This is a genomic window from Nitratireductor sp., assembly GCF_017794765.1.
Lineage (GTDB): Bacteria > Pseudomonadota > Alphaproteobacteria > Rhizobiales > Rhizobiaceae > Nitratireductor.
On sequence record NZ_CP051236.1, the window covers coordinates 1,337,446 to 1,361,252 of the forward strand.

Annotated in this window: 15 protein-coding genes and 1 tRNA gene; 6 read left to right on the forward strand and 10 right to left on the reverse strand. The window is 61.8% G+C overall.

Going from position 1 to position 23,807, the window contains the following annotated elements; genetic code table 11:
- From HF949_RS06375 to metH, 3 genes are all read left to right on the forward strand, one after another.
- Positions 1-636: an isochorismatase family cysteine hydrolase gene (locus HF949_RS06375; RefSeq protein WP_292899146.1), complete on the forward strand. Its 636-nt coding sequence runs from the start codon at positions 1-3 to the stop codon at positions 634-636.
- Between the two features lie 84 nt (positions 637-720).
- Positions 721-3,765, forward strand: a complete 3,045-nt coding sequence (locus HF949_RS06380; protein WP_292899148.1) for an aminotransferase class III-fold pyridoxal phosphate-dependent enzyme — start codon at positions 721-723, stop codon at positions 3,763-3,765.
- 134 nt (positions 3,766-3,899) lie between these two features.
- Positions 3,900-7,682: a methionine synthase gene (gene metH, locus HF949_RS06385; protein ID WP_292899150.1), complete on the forward strand. Its 3,783-nt coding sequence runs from the start codon at positions 3,900-3,902 to the stop codon at positions 7,680-7,682.
- Positions 7,683-8,123: 441 nt separating this feature from the next.
- Here metH and HF949_RS06390 read toward each other — a convergent pair whose 3' ends face one another.
- A complete protein-coding gene (locus HF949_RS06390) occupies positions 8,124-9,089 on the reverse strand; it encodes a helix-turn-helix domain-containing protein (protein ID WP_292899152.1) in 966 nt (321 codons plus the stop codon).
- A gap of 301 nt (positions 9,090-9,390) precedes the next feature.
- Between HF949_RS06390 and HF949_RS06395 the strand changes: the two genes are divergently transcribed.
- Positions 9,391-11,220: a cation:proton antiporter gene (locus tag HF949_RS06395; RefSeq protein WP_292899154.1), complete on the forward strand. Its 1,830-nt coding sequence runs from the start codon at positions 9,391-9,393 to the stop codon at positions 11,218-11,220.
- 52 nt (positions 11,221-11,272) lie between these two features.
- On the opposite strand, the gene HF949_RS06400 is transcribed toward HF949_RS06395, so the two are convergent.
- The 6 genes from HF949_RS06400 to HF949_RS06425 form a co-directional block, all read right to left on the reverse strand.
- Positions 11,273-11,614: a YbaN family protein gene (locus HF949_RS06400; protein WP_366931309.1), complete on the reverse strand. Its 342-nt coding sequence runs from the start codon at positions 11,612-11,614 to the stop codon at positions 11,273-11,275.
- A 228-nt stretch (positions 11,615-11,842) separates the two neighbouring features.
- Positions 11,843-11,918, reverse strand: a tRNA-Phe gene (locus HF949_RS06405).
- Positions 11,919-12,072: 154 nt separating this feature from the next.
- The gene (locus HF949_RS06410) at positions 12,073-12,918 is read right to left on the reverse strand and encodes an ABC transporter permease (protein WP_292899156.1); all 846 of its coding nucleotides are present in this window, start codon (positions 12,916-12,918) and stop codon (positions 12,073-12,075) included.
- A complete protein-coding gene (locus HF949_RS06415; protein WP_292899157.1) occupies positions 12,908-13,678 on the reverse strand; it encodes an ABC transporter ATP-binding protein in 771 nt (256 codons plus the stop codon). Before HF949_RS06415 ends, HF949_RS06410 begins: the two co-directional genes overlap by 11 nt.
- 45 nt (positions 13,679-13,723) lie before the next feature.
- Positions 13,724-14,743, reverse strand: coding sequence for an ABC transporter substrate-binding protein (locus HF949_RS06420; protein ID WP_292899158.1), 1,020 nt, complete (start codon positions 14,741-14,743; stop codon positions 13,724-13,726).
- A 402-nt stretch (positions 14,744-15,145) separates the two neighbouring features.
- On the reverse strand, positions 15,146-18,565 hold the full coding sequence (locus HF949_RS06425; RefSeq protein WP_292899159.1) for an indolepyruvate ferredoxin oxidoreductase family protein: 3,420 nt from the start codon (positions 18,563-18,565) through the stop codon (positions 15,146-15,148).
- A 142-nt stretch (positions 18,566-18,707) separates the two neighbouring features.
- Between HF949_RS06425 and HF949_RS06430 the strand changes: the two genes are divergently transcribed.
- On the forward strand, positions 18,708-19,187 hold the full coding sequence (locus HF949_RS06430) for an Lrp/AsnC family transcriptional regulator (protein WP_292899161.1): 480 nt from the start codon (positions 18,708-18,710) through the stop codon (positions 19,185-19,187).
- Positions 19,188-19,239: 52 nt separating this feature from the next.
- Complete coding sequence (locus HF949_RS06435) at positions 19,240-20,559, forward strand: NAD(P)H-dependent oxidoreductase (RefSeq protein WP_292899162.1); 1,320 nt, start codon at positions 19,240-19,242, stop codon at positions 20,557-20,559.
- Positions 20,560-20,592: 33 nt separating this feature from the next.
- Here HF949_RS06435 and proC read toward each other — a convergent pair whose 3' ends face one another.
- From proC to HF949_RS06450, 3 genes are all read right to left on the reverse strand, one after another.
- Entirely contained in the window at positions 20,593-21,399 is an 807-nt protein-coding gene (gene proC / locus HF949_RS06440; RefSeq protein WP_292899164.1) for a pyrroline-5-carboxylate reductase, read from the reverse strand.
- Positions 21,400-21,467: 68 nt separating this feature from the next.
- Positions 21,468-22,727: an Hsp70 family protein gene (locus HF949_RS06445; protein WP_292899166.1), complete on the reverse strand. Its 1,260-nt coding sequence runs from the start codon at positions 22,725-22,727 to the stop codon at positions 21,468-21,470.
- An 83-nt stretch (positions 22,728-22,810) separates the two neighbouring features.
- Positions 22,811-23,776 carry a glycosyltransferase family 2 protein gene (locus tag HF949_RS06450; protein WP_441338401.1) on the reverse strand — a complete coding sequence of 322 codons (966 nt, stop codon included), beginning with the start codon at positions 23,774-23,776 and terminating at the stop codon, positions 22,811-22,813.
- Positions 23,777-23,807 lie beyond the last annotated feature (31 nt).

The following is a 23,807-nucleotide window of genomic DNA, read 5'->3' on the forward strand; positions in this document are numbered from 1 at the left end:
ATGGAACTCACGCGCAACGTTCCCATCGAGCCTGCTCAGGCCGCGATCCTTTATGTGGATGTGCAGAATTTCAGCGCCAAGAAGAAGGGCGCGGAGTTTGTCGATCTCGACGAAAAGACGCTGAGCGAGAAATATGGCTGGTATTTCGACCGGCTTGAGGGTGAGGTGATCCCGCGCATGCAGAAGCTGCAAGCGGCATGCCGCAAGGCAGGCGTGGAGGTGATGTACACCACAATCGAAAGCCTGACGCTCGATGGGCGCGACCGCAGCCTCGATTACAAGATCACCGGTTTCAATGTGCCGAAGGGCTCCTGGGACGGCAAGGTGATCGACGAGATTGCGCCGGGCGAAGACGAGATCGTGTTGCCGAAATCCTCTTCGTCCGTCTTCGTCTCCACCCATATCGACTACATTCTTCGAAACCTTGGTGTGAAGCAGCTCATCATCTGCGGGCTGATCACCGATCAATGCGTGGAGAGCGCCATTCGCGATGCCTGCGATCTGGGCTATCTGGTGACGCAGGTGACGGATGCCTGCCTCACCTACAGCCAGGAGCGTCACGACAACTCGCTGCGCACCATCAAGGGCTATTGTCGGCAGGTGACGACGGAAGAGCTGATCGCGGAGCTATCCTAGATCAGGAGTTCCCAACGACCCCGGAAGTGGTCTAGATCGCTTCATGAATGACACGGCCGGAAACGGCACGCGGGAGGGTTATGCATGACCGCAATTCTCGATACGGTTCCGCGCTTTTCTGTGGAAGAGGCGGCAGGGCTCCTCAAAGATGTCTATGGCATTGATGGCGCGTTCTCGGCTTTGGCGAGCGAACGGGACCAGAATTTCAAGGTGAAAACGCCGGAAGGCGCGTTCATCTTCAAGATCGTCAATGCGGCGGAGCCGGTCGAGGAGAGCGATTTCCAGACAGCGCTTCTAAAGCACATTCAATCCGCTGCGCCTGACCTGCCGGTGCCGCAGCTTCTTCCGACGCTGAAGGGCGATGCTCTGGGGTATGTCGAAGCCGCAGCCGGTGCGACGCACCGGCTGCGGCTCGTGAGCTGGATCGAGGGCACGCCGCTTGCCGAAGTGCCGCGCAGCGAAGCGGCCATGGAAAGCCTCGGCGAACTGCTTGGCCGGTTCAACAACGCGCTTTCCGGCTTCATGCACCCCGGCGCTGTGCGGGCGCTCGACTGGGATCTGCGCCTTGCCGGCAACAGCCGCGCGCGGCTTGACCATATCCGCGATGCGGACGATCGGGCGCTTGCGGAGCGTTTCATCGCGCGGTTTGAGACCGATGTGCTGCCTCGGCTTTCGCGCCTGCGCGGCGGGGTGATCCACAATGACGCCAATGACTGGAACGTGCTGGTCGACCCGGAGGATCACACGAAGATCTGCGGCCTGATCGATTTCGGCGATGCGCTTTACAGCGTGCTGATCTGCGAGGTGGCGATTGCCGGCGCCTATGGCGCGCTCGACTGCGACGATCCGCTGGGCGCCATCGGCGCGCTGGCGGCGGGTTTCCATGCGCAATATCCGCTGCTGGAAGACGAAATCGACCTCCTGTTCGATCTCGTTGCCATGCGGCTTGTGACTTCGGTGACGATCTCGGCGAGCCGCCAGTCGGAAGTGGCCGACAATCCCTATCTTGCTGTCAGCGAGAAGCCGGCCTGGGATCTTCTGCGCCGGCTGGGGGCGATGGACCCGCGCTTTGCGACGGCCATCCTCCGAAATGCCTGCGGCTTTGAGGCCATGCCGGGTGCGCGGGCGGTGACAAGCTGGCTTGCGAAAAACCGTCGCCGTTTTGCGCCGGTGCTTTCGCGACCGGCTGCGAGCTATCCGACTGCCCATGTGCCGCTTGGCGACCGGAACGATCCAATCGCCATCGCCTCCGCCGAGGAGCGGCCAGACGAGGCGCAGGCGCTCTGGGAAGAGGCGGTGGGCGATGCGAGACGCATTCTGGGCATCGGCCCGTGGGGCGAAGATCGCGGGGTCTATACGAGCGAGATTTTCGAATCCCGACTGATCAGCGGCACCCGCCGCACGCGCCATCTGGGGCTCGACCTCTTCCTGCCGGCTGGCACCGCCCTTTATGTGCCGCTTGAGGCAACCGTGCGCGAGGTGAGCATAGAGCCGGCGCGGCTTGGCTATGGCGCGGTGATGGTTCTGGAGCATGCGCCGGAGAATGGTCCGCCCTTCCTGTCGCTGTGGGGGCACCTTGCCCATGAGGTGGTGGACCGGCTGAAGGTGGGCGACCGGGTCGAGGCCGGCGCGTTCCTGGCGCATATGGGCGGGCCGAAGGAGAATGGCGGCTGGATGCCGCATCTGCATCTGCAGATTGCCTGCGACACGACGATGAGCGCCGACGACATTCTGGGCGTCGGCGAGACGCGCTATCTGGAAACATGGGGCGAGCTTTTCCCCGACGCCAGCGATTTTGCCGGGCTCGTGGCGGTTGATGCGGGCCGGCTTTCCAAGGCCGAGATCGTGGAAAAACGGCAGTCTCTGCTCCTGCCAAACCTGTCGATTTCCTATGAGGAGCCGATCAAGTTCGTGAAGGGCGAGGGCGTCTGGCTCATCGACGACCGGGGCCGCGCCTATCTCGACTGCTTCAACAATGTCTGCCATCTCGGCCACTGTCACCCGGCGGTTGTGGAGGCGCTGGCTCGGCAGGCGGCGACGCTCAACACCAACACGCGTTATCTGCACGACAACATCGTCGCCTATGCGGAGCGGCTGACGGCGACCATGCCGGAAGAACTGGGCATCGCGGCCTTCGTGAATTCGGGTTCGGAGGCAAACAGCCTGGCGCTGCGCATGATGCGGGCACATACGGGCCGGGAGAACGCCATCGTTCTCGACTGGTCCTATCACGGCACCACGCAGGAACTGGTGGATCTCAGTCCCTACAAGTTTCGCCGCAAGGGCGGGCAGGGACCGAAGCCGCATGTGCATGTGGCCGAATTGCCGGATGCCTACCGCGCACCGTCCGACTGGCCACAGGAGGAACTGGCGAAGCGCTTCGCGGCAAGCGTTGCCGGCCAGATCGACGCCATGGCGGCGAAGGGTGAGGCGCCGGGCTTCTTCATCGCTGAATCCATCCCCAGCGTTGCCGGGCAGGTATTCATGCCCGAAGGCTATCTGGAGGAAGTCTACCGCATGGTGCGGGCCGCAGGCGGCATCTGCATCGCCGACGAGGTGCAGGTGGGCTTTGGCCGCGTCGGCAACCACTGGTGGGCGTTTGAAACACAGGGCGTGGTGCCCGACATCGCCACGGTGGGCAAGCCCATCGGCAACGGCCATCCGATGGGTGCGCTGGTGGTGCGGCGCGAGATCGCCGAAAGCTTCCACAATGGCATGGAGTATTTCAACACGTTCGGCGGCAATCCTGTCTCCTGCGCGGTGGGTCTTGCAGTGATCGACACGATTGAGCGCGACGGTCTCAGGCAGAATGCGGCGGAAATCGGTGCCTATCTCAAGGCAGGCTTCATTGAGCTTCAGCATCGCTATCCCGTGATCGGCGATGTGCGCGGCATGGGTCTGTTCCTCGGCATCGAGCTTGTCGAAGACCGCGAGACGAAGATGCCGGCCACGGCAGCAGCACGCGCCATCTGCAACGAGGCGCGGGCGCGCGGCGTGTTGATGGGCACGGAAGGCCCCTATGACAACGTGCTGAAGATGCGCCCATCGATGATCTTCTCAAGAGCCAATGCGGACCACCTTCTGGGAGTTCTGGAAGAGAGTTTCGAGGCGGTGGCGAGGGCAGGCTGAGTCCCTCGGACGCCGGGTGAAACGCTGCGTGAACGCAAGGCTGATCCGTGATATGGTCAGGGTGTGCATGTTGACATAAAGATATCTTTATGTGATGCACCCTGTAATTCTATCAAGGATGAAAAGCGTCGCCCATGTCGTCTATCGATGAACTGTTTGGTCCCGTTGGCGAAAAGCCGGATGGATCGGAAATCTTCGCCGCGCTGCACAAGGCTGCGGGCGAGCGCATCCTCATCCTTGACGGTGCGATGGGCACGCAGATCCAGGGGCTGGGCTTCGACGAGGACCACTTCCGCGGTGACCGCTTCATCGGCTGCGCCTGCCACCAGCAGGGCAACAACGACCTGCTGAACCTGACGCAGCCAAAGGCGATCGAGGAAGAACACTTCCGCTATGCGATGGCGGGCGCGGACATTCTTGAAACCAACACATTCTCCTCAACGACCATTGCCCAGGCCGATTACGGCATGGAGGAGATGGTCTATGAGCTCAACCGCGACGGTGCGCGCCTTGCCCGCCGTGCAGCCAGGCGCGCCGAAGAGAAGGACGGTGTGCGCCGCTTCGTGGCAGGCGCACTCGGACCAACCAACCGCACCGCTTCCATCTCGCCGGATGTGAACAATCCCGGCTACCGCGCCGTCACCTTCGATGATCTGCGCACCGCCTATGGCGAACAGCTTCGCGGGTTACTCGATGGCGGCGCGGACATCGTGCTGATCGAGACCATCTTCGACACGCTCAATGCAAAAGCGGCGATCTTTGCCTGTGAGGAAATCTTTGCCGAGCGCGGTGTGCGCCTTCCGGTGATGATCTCCGGCACGATCACCGATCTTTCGGGCCGTACGCTTTCCGGCCAGACGCCGACGGCCTTCTGGCATTCGGTGCGCCACGCCAAGCCGATTACCATCGGTCTGAACTGTGCGCTGGGGGCCGCTGCCATGCGCCCGCATCTGGCAGAGCTTTCGGGCGTGGCCGACACGCTGATCTGCGCATATCCGAATGCTGGCCTCCCAAACGCCTTCGGCCAGTATGACGAAAGCCCGGAGATGATGGCCGAGCAGGTCGAGGAGTTTGCGCGCGAAGGGCTGATCAATGTGGTTGGCGGCTGCTGCGGCTCGACGCCCGAGCACATTGCCGCGATCCGCGACGCGGTGGCGAACCATCCGCCGCGCGAAATTCCCGAGCGTGCACCCTTGATGCGCCTTTCGGGGCTGGAGCCCTTCACGCTCACCGACGACATTCCCTTCGTCAATGTGGGTGAGCGCACCAATGTCACGGGTTCGGCGAAATTCCGAAAGCTCATCACTGCCGGTGATTACGCGACCGCGCTCGACGTGGCGCGCAACCAGGTGGAAGGCGGCGCGCAGATTATCGACGTCAACATGGACGAGGGGCTGATCGACTCCACGAAGGCCATGGTCGAGTTCCTGAACCTCGTGGCGGCGGAGCCGGATATTGCGCGTGTTCCGGTGATGATCGACTCCTCCAAATGGGAGGTGATCGAGGCTGGTCTGAAATGCGTGCAGGGCAAGGCCGTGGTCAACTCCATCTCGCTCAAGGAAGGTGAGGAGGCGTTCCTGCATCAGGCCAATCTGTGCCGCATGTATGGTGCGGCGATGGTCGTGATGGCTTTTGATGAAACCGGCCAGGCCGACACCAGGGCCCGCAAGGTGGAGATCTGCACCCGCGCCTACAAGCTCCTGACTGAGAAGGCCGGTGTTGCCCCCGAAGACATCATCTTCGATCCGAACGTGTTCGCGGTCGCCACCGGCATCGAGGAGCACGACAATTACGGCGTCGACTTCATCGAGGCAACGCGGGAGATCACTCAGACCCTGCCGCATGTCCATATCTCGGGCGGCGTGTCGAACCTCTCCTTCTCGTTCCGCGGCAATGAGCCCGTACGCGAAGCGATGCACGCGGTTTTCCTCTATCACGCCATTCAGGCGGGCATGGACATGGGCATCGTCAATGCCGGCCAGCTTGCCGTCTATGACACCATTGATCCAGAGCTGCGCGAGGCCTGTGAGGACGTGGTGCTCAACCGCGAGCCGAAGGCGGGCGGCACGGCGACGGAGCGGATGCTCGATATCGCTGAACGCTATCGTGGCACTGGAGGCCGCGAAGCGAAGGAAAAGGATCTTTCCTGGCGCGAGCTGCCGGTTGATAAGCGGCTGGAACATGCACTGGTAAACGGCATCACCGAGTATATCGACGCGGACACAGAAGAAGCGCGGCAGAAAGCAGAGCGCCCGCTCCATGTGATCGAAGGTCCGCTGATGGCGGGCATGAACGTGGTCGGCGACCTGTTCGGCGCAGGCAAGATGTTCCTGCCGCAGGTTGTGAAGTCCGCGCGGGTGATGAAACAGGCCGTCGCTCTTCTGCTTCCCTATATGGAAGAGGAGAAACGGGCCAATGGCGGGGGCGAGCGCGAGAGCGCCGGCAGGATCCTGATGGCGACGGTGAAGGGCGATGTGCACGACATCGGCAAGAACATCGTCGGCGTCGTTTTGGCCTGCAACAACTACGAGATTATCGATCTGGGCGTGATGGTGCCGGCTGCAAAGATCCTGGAGACCGCACGCGAAGAGAAGGTCGACATCATCGGTCTGTCTGGTCTCATCACCCCGTCGCTCGACGAGATGGTGCATGTGGCGGCCGAAATGGAGCGCCAGGGGTTCGATATCCCGCTTCTGATCGGTGGCGCGACGACCAGTCGGGTGCACACGGCGGTGAAGATCCACCCGAGCTATGAGCGCGGGCAGGCGGTTCATGTAAACGATGCGAGCCGTGCGGTGGGCGTCGTCTCAAACCTGCTTTCGGCGGAGACGCGCGACGGTTTTGTTGCAAATCTGCGCGAGGAATATCGCAAGGTGACGGAAGCGCATGAACGCTCCGAGCGTGACAAGCAGCGCCTGCCGATCGACAAGGCCCGCGCCAATCCGCACAGGATCGACTGGGCGGCGTACACGCCGCCGAAGCCGAGCTTCACCGGCACGAAGGTTTTCGAAAACTGGGATCTGGAAGAGCTTGCGCGCTATATCGACTGGACACCCTTCTTCCAGACCTGGGAGATGAAGGGACGGTACCCGAAAATTCTCGAAGACGAGAAGCAGGGTGAGGCCGCGCGGCAGCTCTTCGCCGACGCGCAGGCCATGCTGAAGAAGATCATCGACGAAAAGTGGTTCGTGCCGCGCGCCGTGATCGGGTTCTGGCCGGCCAATGCCGTGGGCGATGACGTGCGCCTCTTCACCGACGAGACGCGGGAAGAGGAGCTTGCTTCTTTCTTCACCTTGCGCCAGCAGCTCACCAAGCGTGGCAACAAGCCGAATGTTGCCTTGTCGGATTTCGTCGCTCCGGTAGACAGCGGGAAGTCTGACTGGATCGGCGGTTTTGTGGTGACGGCGGGCATCGAGGAAGTGGCGATTGCCGAGCGTTTCGAGCGGGCGAATGACGACTACAACTCGATCCTCGTAAAGGCTCTGGCCGACCGGTTCGCGGAAGCCTTTGCCGAACGCATGCATGAGAAAGTGCGCAAGGAGTTCTGGGCTTATGCGGGTGATGAAACCTTCACGCCCGAGGACCTGATCGCCGAACCCTATGCGGGTATTCGCCCGGCACCGGGCTATCCGGCGCAGCCGGATCACACGGAGAAGGTGACGCTCTTCAAGCTTCTCGATGCGGAGAAGAATGCGGGCGTGAAGCTGACCGAAAGCATGGCCATGTGGCCGGGTTCATCTGTTTCGGGGCTCTATTTCTCGCATCCGGAAAGCTATTATTTCGGGGTTGCCAAGGTCGAGCGCGATCAGGTGGAAGACTATGCGGCCCGCAAGGGCATGGAGGTCGCGGAGGTGGAGCGCTGGCTTGGGCCGGTGCTGAATTATCTCCCATCTTCTTATTCGGAAGCTGCCGAATAAACCCGCACTACCGGCATGGGTGCGCAAAAGGGACCACAGAGAGGCACACACACGCTTGCGCGTGGCTGCATTCATTCACGCGGGTGAGTGAGACGGCGCGTTCCCGGCCGGGCATGATTTCCTGCGATCTGCTCTGCTTCTGAAACAAAAGGAGCAGGCGGGGGCTTTTAGCTGGCGGCTGAGCCTCCCGCCTGCCGGGGCAGCCCCTTCCAAAAATATGAGAAGAGGCAAGGTGTAGCGTCTGGCTCGAGAAAATCGCTCAGACACGTTCAAAGTGATCTGAGGTCGTACGGCCCAACTCTGGAAGCCGTTGCGATCTCAGACCGCATTCTTATGCATTTTGCGGGGATGGTAGATTGATACCACGCTGCGGGGCAGTGGGGGTGTGGCTTCTGTGGCTACGACCTGTCTCAAATCTGAAACAGGTCGGGTCTGAAATTGTCAGTTGCCACGACCTATTCCCAGCCGTGCCATTTTGCGATGCATGGTTGCACGGGATATTCCGAGCTGACGTGCTGCTTCCGAAACATTGCCTCCGGTGCTGAGAAGCGTTCGCTGCAACGCACTCCGCTCCGCGTCCGCCAGGGCAGGAACAGCAGGCCGCTCCGGGGCATCGTAGAGGTCGCGTGCGAAAATTGGTCTCGAGATGGGGCCGGGCGGCAGGTCGAGCATGGCCCGGGCGGTCCGCGTCGCACCGATAACCAGATCGTGGCGATCAACCGCGATAAGCGCTGTCGTGTCTGCTACGGGCAAAAGCATGATCCGTGCCTGCGGATAGGCCAGCCGAAAGGCTTCTGCCTCGATGCGGCGTGCCGCGTCTCCAACGGCCGTCGCGATCAGATGAAGAACTCCTTCCGTCAAGTCAGCGCGGCACGAAGAGACATCAAGCGCACCCGCAAGTTGTCCTTCATGATCGTAGACAGGCGCCGTGGTGCAGGAGAGGAGCGTATTGCGCGAATGGAAATGCTGGTCGAGGTGTATAGTCAGCGCCCGGCGTTCCGCCAGGCATGTGCCGATGCCGTTAGTTCCCTCGACCTGCTCGCTCCAGACATTGCCTGTCCACAGCCCCCATCGCTGAAACGTGTCATCATCGCCTGCCGCGCTGCGCCGCTCGACGGGAATGCCTTTCTGGTTGGCGAGTAGCACACAATAGCCGGAACTGCCCACGGCGAGAAAGAGCTGATCCAATGAGGCCTGCGCGGACCGGATCAACGGTTCGCATCGAGCGCGGGCCGCAGCAAGTTCGAAATCCGAAATCCGTTCTGGCCCGCGCCTTTGAGCCGGATCTAGCCGGTGTAGGCGAAACGAGCGCTGCCACGAGGCGACCAGAGCAGATTTTGCTGCATGGTCCGAATCCACCGCGGCCAGCACCCGGTCTGCATGAAAAATCACGCCCCGTCCATTCATGGTATTCCTCCCCATGACCCGTCGGCGCCCTCCACGCCATTTCAGTTGCCGGGCCCGCTGCTGATCATGGTTGAAGTTTCGTTGCTGGAGCCGATCTGTCAATACGACCTTTAGAGAGAATGAGTAAGCGACTTTGTGGAGGCAGCGGATGTAGGGCCGTGCAGAGCGCTCGCCGGTGTTCTCGCCCGCACGCCCGAATGTTTTTTCTTCCGTGCATTTGGTGTGTTGGATGCTTGCGCGGGAGCGACTATTCTGCCTGAGGCATTCCAGTTCCTGCCCCTCTCAGACAAACGGATCTCCTATGCATGATATCGGACTGAAAATCGCGCTAATCGGCGTGATGGGCATGGGCGCGCAATGGCTCGCCTGGCGACTACGTTTGCCCGCTATCGTGCTTTTGCTGCTTGCCGGTGTTCTCGCTGGTCCAGCCACCGGATTTGTGAATCCGGCGGAGGATTTCGGCACGATTTACCGTCCGCTCGTCTCGCTCGCCGTCGCAATCATTCTATTCGAGGGCGGGCTCACGCTGAATTTCAAGGAGATCAGCGAAACCTCCACGGCGGTGCGGCGCATCATCATTTTCGGCGGTCCGCTCGTCTGGGTGATGACCGCGCTTTCCGCTCACTATATTGGTGGCCTCTCATGGCCGACGGCTGTGGTGCTCGGTGCCATCCTGGTGGTGACGGGGCCGACCGTTATCACACCGCTCCTGCGCCAGGCGCAGCTTGCTGCGCGACCGGCATCGCTGCTCAAGTGGGAGGCTATCGTCAACGACCCGATCGGAGCTCTTTTCGCGGTTGTTGCTTTTGAGGTCATTCTGGTTCTGATCGGGCAGCATCAGGGCGGTAGCCTCGCCTATGTGGTGGTGGCTGCATTTGCTGTTGCGGTTGTCGGCGGCTATGTGGCGGCGCGGGCCATTCACTGGGCGTTCGTGCGCGGCGTTGTGCCGGAATTCCTGAAAGCGCCCATCCTGCTCGCCACAGTGCTGTTGGCCTATGCGCTGACCAATCTGGTTCTTGAGGAGGCGGGCCTCCTGACGGTGACGGTCATGGGCATCGTGCTCGCAAACACGCGCATTGCCAGCCTTGCCGAAATGCGGCGGTTCAAGGAGACCATCACTGTCTTCCTCGTCTCGGGCATATTTATCCTTCTGACCGCCTCGCTCACGATCGATGACTTCAAAAGTCTCGACTGGCGGGCAGCGATGTTTGTGGCGTCGCTCCTCTTTGTCGTGCGCCCACTGGCAATCATGACCGCTACGACTGGGTCCGGCGCGACACTTGCGGAGCGCACGCTTTCAAGCTGGATTGCGCCGCGCGGTGTGGTGGCTGTCGCCGTGTCTGGCCTGTTCGGCGGGGCACTCGCAGATGCGGGCATTGCCGATGCGAACCGCATGGTGGCATTCACCTTCGCCGTGGTTGTCACCACAATCGTGCTGCATGGTTTCACGCTCGGCCCGTTGGCCTCGCTGCTGAAACTGAAAAGCGCCGAAAAGCCCGGTCTGCTCATCGCCGGCGGACCGAGATGGGCCATTGATCTGGCGCGAAAGCTGCGCGAGATGGACGTGCCGGTCATGATTGCTGATCCCAACTGGAACCATATTGCTGAGGCGCGCCTATCCGAGGTCCCCGTATTCTACGGGGATATCCTGTCGGAAGAAGCGCATCACAGTATTGATCCGAAACGATTTTCCACCCTGATCGCGGTGACCGACAACGATGCTTACAATTCACTCGTCTGCACGGATTTCGCACCGGAACTTGGCCGGTCGCATGTCTATCAGCTCGGGCGCGGGGCCGATCAGTCGAAACGGATGTCGCTCAATTTCACCCTTGGCGGCCGCCCGCTCACAGACGAGGGCGTGGATTTCCGCACCCTGCGTGAGCGGCATTGGCAGGGCTGGACCTTCCAGGCCACGAAGCTGACCGACGAGTTTGATTATGATGCCTATCTGAAAAGCCGAGCGGATGACACGATCGTGCTTCTGTGGGTGAAACCGTCGGGTAAACTGGTTTTTGCCGCCGGTACCACTGGGGCGCCATCGACCGACGATCGTGTGGTCAGTTTCACGCCGGCAAAGGACCGCCGGGCAGGCGGTAACGGCGGAGTGTCCCCTGAGGAAAAAGGGTGAGCACAATGTGGGCGGCACCGCAGTAAAATCGCGTGCCGCATCAGAAAACGGATCAGGCTTCGGGTCTTGAAGCGATCCAGACTGCCACTGCCCCCATAGCCGCTGCAAGTGCCAGCGCGAGCAGCGGGCTGGGGCTGTAGAGAAGGACGAACAGTCCAAGACCGATGGCCATGCCGGCTGCAGCGAGGATTTTCGCGCGTCGCGGGATAACGCCCCGGTCGCGCCAGTCGCGCAGAACAGGTCCGAACCTGGGGTGTTCAAGCAATCTGCGTTCGAGTGACGGTGAAGAGCGAGCAAAAAACCATGCGGCAAGAATGAGGAAGATCGTGGTCGGCATGATCGGTACGAACGCGCCGACGAAAGCAAGGCCCAGCATCATGAACCCCAACGCCATCAGGATGATCCGCTTTGCACTCCGGAATGCCGGCGCGATCTTCAAGATTTGAGCTCCATCCAACATCATGATGCGGTTAGTGGTGTTTGTGCCTGCACGGACCGTATTCATTGAAACACGCGCACGGAAACACGCGCACGACAAGAGCCCGCCGCTCTGAAATCTCGTCGTCTCAGGAATGCAGTATGGAATAGAATGCGGCGGTCAACGGATTGATTTGTGAAGAAGTGGTGCCCAGGGGCGGAATCGAACCACCGACACGCGGATTTTCAGTCCGCTGCTCTACCAACTGAGCTACCTGGGCAAACCCTGCTTCACGATGCCGGGGCAGAGATTTCTGCGAGCAGTGGCGGGGTTGGTTCTCCGCCGGAAGCGCGTGGGTTATAGCACGAGATTTTCCGCTGACAAGCGCCCTTCGGTCGATTTGCAGGGACTTTTTTCAAAACCCGCGCGAACCCTCATGTTCGCCACGAAAGAAGGCGCTTTTCAAGCTTGCCGATCAGCCACGCAATGATAAGGCCGATGACGGAGAGAAGTGCCACGCCGGCAATGAGCTGATCGAGCGCAAAAAGCGCTCCGGCCATCAGGATATAGGCCCCGACGCCGAATTCAGCGCCAATCATCTCCGCCGCCACAAGCAGAACAATGGCGATGGAAGCCGAGATGCGAAAGCCCGACAGGATGGCGGGCATCGCGCCCGGCACGATGATCTTGCGCACGATGGACAGCCACGACATGCCGAAGGACTGGCCCATTCGGATGAGAGTCCGGTCCACATTGTCGACCCCACCATAGGTGGCGATCACGGTGGGGAAGAAGGTGCCGAACAGGATGGTCGCGACCTTGGAACCTTCGCCAATGCCGAACCAGATGATGAAGAGCGGCAGAAGCGCAATCTTTGGAATCGGGAAAAGCGCGGAGACCAGCGGCAGAAGCCCGGCGCGGGCAAGCGAAAAGAGGCCGATGAAAAGGCCGACGGCAATGCCAAGCAGGCTGCCCAGCGTCCAGCCGACGATCAGTCGGTAAAGGCTCGCGCCCAGATGCTTCCACAACATGCCGGTCTGGAAGAGATCGATCAGCGCACCGAACGCTTCGGATGGAGCCGGCAGCGCAATCGGGCTGATGAAGCCTGAACGCGAGCCGAGTTCCCAGACCGCCAGAATGACGAGGAAAACAATTGGCGCGACGGGGCCGAGCGAGCGATGAACGAAACCGCCGCCCCGGAATGGAACCGGACGCTGACCACCTGTTTCAGGCGCTGCGGCATGGCTGGCAGGCACGTCGCGCGTTGCATCATGCGACATCGGAAATCTCCCGGTCGGCTTCGCGTGCTTCCTCGCGCATGATCTCCCAGACGCGGCGCTGGAGGGTTTCGAGCTCTGCCAGCCGGTCGGCACGTTCAGCGAGCGGCATGTCGATTTCGACCACGTCGCGGATACGCCCCGGCCGACGAGACAGAACGATGATGCGGCGGCCCAGACGCACGGCCTCGTTGAGGTTGTGCGTCACGTAGCAGGCGGAAAACCGCTCGCGGGTCCACAACGCTACGAGATCGTCCATCAGGAGTTCGCGTGTCTGGCTGTCGAGCGCGGAAAGCGGTTCGTCCATCAGCATGATGGCCGGCTTGACGGCGAGCGCCCGGGCAATCGCCACCCGCTGCTTCATGCCGCCGGAAAGCTGGCGCGGTAGCGCCTTTGCGAAGTCGGAAAGACTGGTGCGCGCGAGCACATCGGCGATTATGGCCTGCCGCTCGGCTGCGGCGATGCCATGATCTTCCAGTACGAGGCTGACATTGCCTTCCACGCTGCGCCAGGGAAGAAGGGCGAAATCCTGAAAGATGTAGGTCAGCGGATTGAGCGAGCCTTCCGGCTCCGGGCCGGAAAGAAGCGCTTCGCCCGCATCCGGCTTTTCCAGTCCACCGGCGATGCGCAGAAGCGTGGACTTGCCGCAGCCCGAGGGACCGACAATGCAGACGATCTCTCCATCATCCACCGTAAGCGAGATGTCGTCGAGGACGGTCCTGCCGCCATAGTGATGGGTAATGTTCCTGAGAAGAAGCTGCATCGGCTCAAAGAATGCCGCCCCGGGCGGGCCGGGGCGGTTTCGCTGTTAGCGGGTTTCCACGAAGCTGGTGTCAACCAGCTTTTCCATCGTCACGCCTTCGGGCACGAGGCCTTCGGACTTGAACCACTCAAGCTGATCCTCGACGCTGGCGACGCTGAGGGCTGCCCCTTCATTGATGCGCATCGCGCCGGCACGAATGCGCGGATCGGCCTTTTCGAGCGGCTGGTCGGAATAGACGTATTTGTGGATCATCGCGACGATGGCAGCCGTGTCTTCCTCGCTCATGGTCTTGTCGACGAGGGCGGCGTTATAGTCGCTGATCCCCTCGGAAAGGCCGGCGAGGAAGCGCTCGACCAGATCCTTCTTTTCGGTTGCATTTTTTGTCGAGGTGAAGACCGTGGTGACCTGATAATTGTCGATGTAATCAGACACTTTGCCGATCTCCACCACTTCCGGCCCCTTGGTGAGTGCGCCGGCGATGTTGGGAACGATGGACCATGCATCGATCTGGCCGCTCTTGAGCGAGGCGATGATGGCCGGCACTTTCTGCAGCGGCTTCACCTGGATTTCCGCACGGTCAAAGCCTTCCTTGTCGGCGATCTTGTGCGCCATGTAGTGGAAGGAGGAGCCGGGGGTGGTGATGCCGTAGGTGTGGCCCTTCAGATCGGCGGGCGTCTTCACGCCGGCGTCATATGCGGCCCTGGAAGCGAGGATCTTCTGGCCTTCGACATCCGGCGTTTCCTGCAAGGCACCGCCGATGACCTTGATTACGCCCTTGTCGGCAAGGCTGATCAGGCCACCGGAAATGGCTGTCATGCCGAAATCGACATCGCCTGAAGCGATGGCAACAGCCATGGGCTGCGCGGCCTGGAAGGACACGAACTCGACATCGAGATCCTGCGCTTCGAAATAGCCTTTCGCCTCGGCAATGATGCTGGGGGAATGGGATGTGAGCGAAAGAATGCCGACATTGATCTTGTCTGCCGCCTGCGACGGCAGCGCAAATCCGGCAATTGCGGTGGAAAGGGCAAGTGCGCCGAGCGCACGGCGGGTGATGGCAGTCATGGGGACCTCTCGGAATGTCTTCGACCAATGCTATTTGCACAGGCGGCGGACCGGAGCAAGCAAATGGGACGACAAGAAGGCCTAAAGATTTTGTGAAATTGTTTTATATCAGAGCCTTACGAGGGGTTGGCGCAGAGTGAGGGGCCGGACGCAAAGCGCGTTTCACGAGCGTTTGCACCGCACGCCCTCTGGTTGACATGCAAGGTGCCCGTCCTCTCCCTCGTGATCTTATAGCTTGACCATAGGATCCATGCCGTAGCTGTGGCGACGGCAAAGGCGTGGAAAATGAAGCGCTTCTTTTTGAGAGGCTGCGATTTAACCTTGGCGTTTTGGCATGGATCCTCGGGTCGCGCCCGAGGAAAACGAAGGAGCGGGGAGGGAGGGGGGATTATCGGGCTGTGCCTAAAGACGCGCATCCATCTCTGCGCGGATGCGCTTTGCGGCTTCCTCTTTCACCGGGCCGTAGCCGCGGATCTGCATCGGCAATGCGAGGGTCTCGGCGAGTTCTGCCGCATTGCCGGCGTCGAGTTTTGAAAGCGCATTTTCCACATGCGCCTCGTACCAGTCGATCAGCTCGCGCTCCATGCGTCGCTCGGCGGTGTAGCCGAACGGATCGAAGGCTGTGCCGCGCAGACGTTTCATGCGGGCGAGGATGCGGAAAGGCAGACGCACCCAGGGGCCGAATTCGCGCTTGAGCGGCCGTCCGCGCGCGTCATTGCCGGAAGCAAGAAAGGGCGGGGCGAGATGGTGAACGATGCGATAGTCGCCTTCGAACTCGTCTGCGATGCGGGCAGAAAACCCCGTTTCCGTGTGCAGGCGCGCGACCTCGTATTCATCCTTGTAGGCCATCAGCTTGAAGAGAGAGCGGGCGACGGCCCGGCTGACGGCATCGCTGCCCAGCGGAGCCTCGACATTACGCACGCGATCCACGAAACGGCGGTAGCGCGTGGCATAGGCGACATCCTGATAGTCAGTCAGGAAGGCCTCGCGGCGGGTGATGATCTCATCGAGCGTTCCGTCAGTCTGCGGCTTGGGGTCGAATAGCTCCTTCAGCGCGTCCGGCCTGTCGGCGGCGAGCCGACCGATGAGGAAGGCGCGGTGGTTTTTCTCGATGGCGACGCCGTTGAGCACGATGGCCTGGGTGAGCGCATTGAGCGAGACCGGCACGAGGCCCTTCTGCCAGGCGAAGCCAAGCATCATCACATTGGCGAACACCGTGTCGCCCATGAGCTTTTCGGAAAGACGGTTGGCGTCCATGGCTGCGAGCGCACCCTTGCCCGTCACGCCTTCGATGGCGGCGAGCCGCTGGTCGACGCGAAGGCTTGCATCGCGCTTGCGCACGATGTCGCCGGTGGGCATTTCGGCAAGGTTCACCACCGCGCGCATGCCGGGACGGTAGCTGGCCGATGCCTTGGGGGAGGACGACACGACAATGTCGCAGCCGATCAGGGCGTCGGCAGCGCCCCGGTCGATGCGCACCTGATGAATGGCGTCGGGTGATGACGCCAGCCGGACATAGGAGAGCACCGGCCCGAATTTTTGCGCAAAGCCGGTGAAATCAAGCACGCTGGAACCGCGTCCTTCCAGATGCGCAGCCATGGTGATGAGCGCGCCGACGGTGACGACACCGGTGCCGCCAACACCGGTGATCATCAGGTCGAAGGGAGTGTCGAGTGCCGGAAGTTCCGGATCGGGGAGGTCGGCGGCAAGCCGTGTCAGGTCGATCTCCATGCCGGAGCGCTTTTTGCGGGTAGCACCCTCGACGGTGACGAAGCTCGGGCAGAAGCCGTTCACGCAGGAGAAGTCCTTGTTGCAGGACGACTGGTTGATCTTGCGCTTGGTGCCGAACTCGGTTTCGAGCGGTTCGACGGAGAGGCAGTTGGATTCCACCGAACAGTCGCCGCAACCCTCGCAGACGAGGTCGTTGATGACGACGAATTTTTTCGGGTCTTCCATCTGGCCGCGCTTGCGGCGGCGGCGCTTTTCGGTTGCGCAGGTCTGCTCATAGATGAGGACCGAGACGCCCTTCACCTCGCGCAGCTCACGCTGGACGGCGTCCATCTCGCGGCGGTGATGGATGGTGGTGCCGGCGGGCAACTCGCCGGGCTGGAACTTTTCCGGCGTGTCGGAGACGAGCGCGATGCGCTCCACACCTTCGGCGCGTGAGGAATGCGCGATGGCCTGCACGCTGACGGGACCGTCGACCGGCTGACCGCCGGTCATGGCAACGGCGTCGTTGTAGAGGATCTTGAAGGTAATGTTGGCCTTTGCTGCAATCGCCTGCCTGACGGCCATCGAACCCGAATGATACCACGTGCCTTCGCCGAGATTCTGGAAGACGTGGTTCTTGCCGGTAAAGAGCGAGGAAGCTGCCCAGTTCACGCCCTCGCCACCCATCTGGATCAGCGAGGTGGTTTCGCGGTCCATCCAGCTTGCCATGAAATGACAGCCGATGCCGGCCAGCGCCTGTGAACCCTCTGGCACCTTGGTCGAGGTGTTGTGCGGGCAGCCGGAGCAGAAATAGGGGGTGCGGGTCGCACCTTCCACCTGAAGCGAGATGGCGGGTGTGGCGAGGATCTTTTCGGCGCGGGCGATGAAGCCGCTGCCGGGGAAGATGCCTTCGAGCCGCCTTGCGACGATGGGCAGAAGCAGGCGCGGCGAGAGCTCGCCGGTCCATGGCACGAGCCGTTCGCCATTCTCATCGCGCTTGCCCACCATGGCGTGCGGCTTGTGGCCGGGCCAGTCGTAGAAATATTCCTTGAACTGGCTTTCGACGATGCCGCGCTTTTCCTCGATGACGAGGACTTCCTGCTTGTCTTTCACGAAGTCGAGTGCTGCGCGGCGGGCGAGCGGCCACACCATGCCGACCTTGTAAATGTCGATGCCGAGCTGCCGGCATTCGCCCTCGCCGATGCCCAGAAGGCGTAGCGCCTCCATCAGGTCGAGATGCGCCTTGCCGGTGGTGACGATGCCGAAGCGGGCATCCTTTACGTCGTATATGTGGCGGTCGATGGGATTGGCTTCGGCAAACGCCAGAACGGCGTGCTTCTTCGCCTCCATGCGCTCCTCGATCTGCGGCCCGGGAAGGTCCGGCCAGCGATAGTGGAGCCCGCCGGGCGGCGGGGTAAAATCGGGTGTGGCAAATACGCGAGGGGTGGGAATGTCGACGGAGGCTGCCGATTCCACGGTTTCCGAAATGGCCTTGAAACCGACCCACATGCCCGAGAAGCGCGACAGCGCGTAGCCATATTCGGCAAAGGCCAGATATTCCGAAACGTTCGCCGGATTGAGCGTGGGCATGAACCATGCCATGAAAGCCACGTCTGACTGGTGCGGCATGGAGGAAGAAACGCAGCCATGATCGTCGCCGGCAACCACCAGAACGCCGCCGTGGGGCGATGAGCCATAGGCGTTGCCGTGCTTCAGCGCATCGCCCGAGCGGTCGACGCCGGGGCCCTTGCCGTACCAGAGGCCGAAGACGCCCTCGACTTCGCGCTTCGGATTGGTTTCCACCTGCTGGCTGCCGAGAACGGCGGTGGCTGCGAGATCCTCATTGACGGCGGGGAGGAATTCGATCCGGGCGGCGTCGAGCCGGTCCTTCGCCCTCCATAACTCCAGATCGAGCGCGCCGAGCGGCGATCCGCGATAGCCGGAGATGAAACCTGCCGTGTTGAGGCCGCTCGCGCGGTCGCGGCGTGCCTGATCGAGCACGGCGCGCACGAGCGCCTGCGTGCCGGTCATGAAGACGCGGCCCTTTTCCTGGGTATAGCGGTCCTCGAGCTGATAGCGCGCGAGTTCGCCGGCCTTGGGTTGGACGGTCATGCAATTCCTCCGGTGCAGACTGGAAGAATTCTAAACCGGGGGCGATGGAAAATTGTGCCAGATTTGGCGTTTGAAATATGGTTTCTGGTGGAATTATCCGATAACGTCGGATTAAACGAATAATTATTCGGGATTTCAGATAATGGCTGAAAAGCTGACCGAGCAGGACAAGCGGCTTCTGGACGCCCTGCAGGAGAACTGCCGGCTCTCCAACCAGGAGCTCGCGGAACGGGCGGGCATGTCGGCTTCTGCCTGCTGGCGGCGGGTGAAGGCGCTGGAGGAGGCGGGGCTGGTCTCGCAATATGCAGCTCTGCTCGACATCGAGAAGGCGGGGCTCGGGTTTCAGGCCATCGTGCATGTCTCGCTGACGCGGCATGACCACCGGCATGTGGATACGTTCATCGCCGAAACGCGGCGGCGGCCCGAGGTGCTTGACTGTTATTCCACCACGGGTGAGGCGGATTATCATCTGCGCGTCGTGTGCCGCGACCTGGCTGCCTACAATCGCTTCCTGGAGGATTTTCTGTTTCGCCTGCCGGGCATCGCCAATGTACGGACCAATCTGATCCTGAAGGACATCAAGAAGAACAGTCCTGTTCCGGTGCAGCTTAAGGCCAATTGACAATCGGCGTTCGGTCACCTCCTTTTCGGTCGCCAAACGAGGAGGACATCGGATGACGAATGTGGCGCTTACCGGGCTTGCGCGCGATCTGGAACAGCGGGCGGAGGACGGTCGGCCAGTGCGTATCGGCCTGATCGGCTGCGGCGAGATGGGCACCGACATCGTCACGCAGGTGGCGCGCATGAAGGGCATCGAGGTGGCGGCAATCGCCGACACGCGGCCTGAACGCGCGGCAAGGGCCATCGAGATTGCCGGACGTGCTGCCGAAAGCGCTGTCGAGGCGACGACGTCTGGCGCGATCGCCGACGCGATCCGGGCAGGTAAGACGGCGCTTTGCGGCGATTCGCTGATGGTGGCGCAGAACGATCTGGTGGACGTGGTGATCGACGCCACCGGCAAGCCGGCGGTGGGCGCGGAGATCGGGCTTTCGGCGATGGAGGCCGGCAAGCATCTCGTCATGATGAATGTCGAGGCCGACGTGACCATCGGCGCTTATCTTAAGCGTGAGGCGGCGCGGCTGGGCGTGACCTATTCGCTGGGCGCGGGCGACGAGCCGTCTTCCTGCATGGAGCTGATCGAGTTCGTCTCGGCCATGGGGCATGACATCGTTGCCGCCGGCAAGGGCAAGAACAACCCGCTCAATGTGGATGCCGTGCCGGACGACTATGCCGAGGAAGCGGAACGGCGCAACATGAATGTGCGCATGCTGGTCGAGTTCGTCGACGGTTCCAAGACGATGGTGGAGATGGCGGCCATCGCCAACGCCACGGGTCTTGTGCCGGACAGGCCGGGCATGCATGGCCCGGCGGCAAGCCGCGAGGAGCTTTCAAGCGTTCTCTGCCCGATTGCCGATGGCGGCGTGCTCTCGAAAAAGGGCTGTGTCGACTTCACGGTTGGCAAGGGTGTCGCGCCGGGCGTGTTCGTGGTGGCGGAGATGGATCATCCGCGCCTGCGCGAGCGCATGAACGATCTGAAGCTGGGCGCAGGGCCGTATTACACCTTTTTCCGGCCCTATCATCTGACCTCGCTGGAAGTGCCGCTCACCTGCGCCCGCGCCGTGCTCTACAACAAGGCGGACATGGTGCCGCTCGACAGGCCGGTTGCGGAAGTCTGTGCCGTGGCGAAGAAGGATCTCGCCCCGGGCGACCGGCTCGACGCGATCGGCGAATACAGCTACCGGGCGTGGATCATGAGGACCGATGAAGCGCGCGCGGCAAAGGCGGTGCCCTGTGGGCTGCTTGAGGGCGGCACGGTGACCGCCCCGGTGAAGAAGGGCGCGCTTCTCACCCATGCGAATGTCGCGCCCGACGCGGCTTCGCGGCTGGTGGCGCTCAGGGCGCGGCAGGATGCGATGGTGTTCGGCGAAGAGTGATGCGTGGCGAGCGCCAGAGCCTGCGTCGATCCTCTACTTCCCCAGTTCGATTGAGCGCTTTTTCGCAGCGTCGACGGCGTTGCTCACAAGATCAAGCAGCCGGTTTTCATCCATGAAAACGGAGAGCGCGGCGGCGGTGGTGCCGTTGGGGCTCGTCACCTGCTCGCGCAATTTGCCGGGCTCATCGTCGCTTTCCTTCGCAAGCGAGGCCGCACCATAGACGGTCTGCATGGCGAGAAGCTTCGCGGTTTCCTTCGGCAGGCCGGCCTTCTCACCGGCGGCAGTCAGGCATTCGATGAAGTGGAAGATGTAAGCCGGGCCGGAGCCGGAAACGGCGGTGACGGCGTCCATCAGCTCTTCATTGTCGATGGTGGTGACCGCGCCGCTGGTTGCAAGCAGTTCCTCGGCGAAGGTTTTCGCCTCGGCGGTCACATTGCGGTTGGAGAAGAGCGCCATCATGCCCTTGCCGATGGCGGCGGGCGTGTTGGGCATGCAGCGCATGATTGCGGCGTGGCGGCCGAGAATTTCCTCGAACGTGGCTGTTCCCGTGCCGGCAAGAACGCTGACGAATGTGGCCTTGTCGGCAAAGCGGGCATAGGCCGGAGCGACATCGCGGATGACCTGCGGCTTGACGGCAAAGACGATCATGTCGGCACCTGCGTCAAGCTCTTCCACGCTTTCTGCGACCGTGACACCCAGCGCCGCGGCGCGGGCGCGCAGTCCCTCGTTCGGCTCTATGACGGTGGCGTCTTTCGAGGCCAGCTTGCCCGCAGCGATCCAGCCCTTCAGCATGGCATAACCCATATTGCCGCAGCCGACGAGGATGACCGATTTGCCCATGAAACTTCTCCCTTGATGACGGCAAAGGAATGCCGCGTGAAGGCAGGGAATGCAATGGGGAAGCGTGCCTAGGTGCCGAACCTGCGGCCTGCGTCCAGCGCGAGACCGCGTCCGACGGAGCCGAACATGTCGCCTTCGACAACGGACGCAGCGGGCAGCATGCGCAGGACATTCTCGCGCAGGAGCGGGATGGCCGAGGAACCGCCGGTGAGGAAGAGGGCGGTGATCTGTTCGGACGCGATGCCGGCATGGACAAGGGTTTCCGAAACCGCTTTCTGAACCCGATCGACGGTGGTGGAGATGGCGTCGTTCAACTGGTCGCGGGTGACCGGCAGGTCGAGTGTCTCGTCGGTCAGTTGCAGGTTGATGGCGCTTTCGGTTTCGTCCGTGAGCGCAATCTTTGCCCGTTCCACCGCGCCGACCGCTGCATGGCCCTGCCGGTTGGCGACCACGTCGATCATCCGCTCGACCAGATCGGGCCGCGCCGCCTCATAGCGGATCTGCTTCAGATCGGTCATGGACCTGTTGGTGTAGAGCATGTGAATGCGTTGCCAGGTGGCGAGATCGTTGAAATAGCCCGCGGGCAGAAAGCGTTTGCCGTCTTTTGTCTGCGTGCGATAGCCGAATTCCGGCATCAGGCGGGCGAGGCTTAAAAGCCGGTCGAAATCCGTACCGCCGATATGAACGCCATGGTTTGCGAGAATATCATCCTTGCGGTCGGCCCGTTTCGCACGGTCGGAGGAGACGCGAACGATGGAAAAGTCGGACGTGCCACCGCCGATATCGACGATCAGCGCCAGTTCCTCGCCCGTAACCTGCTGCTCATAGTCGAGGGCAGCGGCAATAGGCTCGAACTGAAACTCGATATGGGCGAAGCCGCGGCGCTGCGCGGCCTTTTCCAGTTCGTCCTGCGCGTGGCGGTCGGCTTCCGGATTGTCATCGACAAACTGAACCGGGCGCCCGAGCACGATGTTGTCCACCGGTCCGCCGAGATGGTTTTCCAGATTGTCTTTCAGGAAATGCAGAAACGAGCCGATAATGTCGGAAAAGGCGATGGAATGGGCCTTTATGCGCGTTTTCTCGTGAATGAGGGATGAGCCCAGAACGCTCTTGAGCGCGCGCAGGAGGCGGCCTTCCACGTTCTCCGTATAGCGGCTGACGGCGCCGCGCCCGAAATAGGTGCGGTCGTCCTCGAAACTGAAGAATACCGCGCTCGGCATAGTGACCTCGCCCGCTTCGAGCGCGACGAGGCGGGGTTCGCCGTTCTCCATGAAACCGACTGTGGAATTCGACGTGCCGAAGTCGATGCCGCCGCTGAGCGCTCGCATGGGACTATCCTTGCCGGAATGTGGATCGATTGGGGGAGGGGAGCGATACACAATCGGCGGCGGGAAGTCGACCGTCTGATGCGTTAATTCTTCTCCGGTTCGCGATACTGCTCATTGGCATAGCCGAATTCGGCCATCACGCGGCCGAGCCCCACATAGACGGGGTACATGGCGGTCGAGACGGAGCCTGTTGCAGCAAGGCGAAGCGCGCCGCGAAATGGCGCGGCGGCAAGCAGCGCGAGGCTCTTTGCAAAGACGCGCAGCTTTCCGAACACCTGGTCCCTCCGCTTCTTTTTCTCTACCAGGGTGGAGATGACGCCGTTTCTCAGGGCCCGGGCGCGGATCCAGTCCCGCTCAACGCGGCGTTCGGGCACGATCTCCTGTGTCTCGGCCTCGGCAGACCAGGCAAGGCGGAAGCCTTTCTGGCGCGCTCGGCTGAGAAAATCCGAATCCCCGCCACCCATGAAATTGAACCGAAGATCGAGAAAGGGCCGCGGCATCGCCTCCAGAACCCGTCGCGACACGAGCAGATTGCCGGATGAGAAAAGCGCCGGAACGGGGCCAGTCTCATCATAGGGTGGGGCGAAGACCGGGTGAGTCGCCCAGCGTTCATGCGCGGGCTTTGCGAAGACCGGCACCTGAGGGCCGCCGACGACGTCCGCCTCGAAGCGCTCGGCGGTAGAACAGAGATTTTCCAGCCAGTGCGGAGAGGCCAGTTCGTCATCGTCGATGACGGCGAGATGACGGAAATTCGGGAACTCGGTCAGAGCCGTTTCCCAGCCGGCATTGTAGGCACAGCAATTGCCACGTTCATGTGCGATGATCACGAGGCCATTGAAGGTTCCATCGGCAAAAAGCGGTGTCGCGGCCTCGGCGCCGGCTCGTTCCTCAGCCTCATTCTCCATGACAATCACGGCAAACGGGCGCTCCGTTGCCTGCGAGGCCAGCGAGTGGAGCGTGTTCAGAAGCTGGTCCGGCCGCTTGAAGGTGGGAACTGTGACGACGCACGCTATGGATTGCGCGTCAAGCGAGGGCGTACGCGCCACGATTGAAACCGCTCTGCCTGTTTTTTCCTGCGCC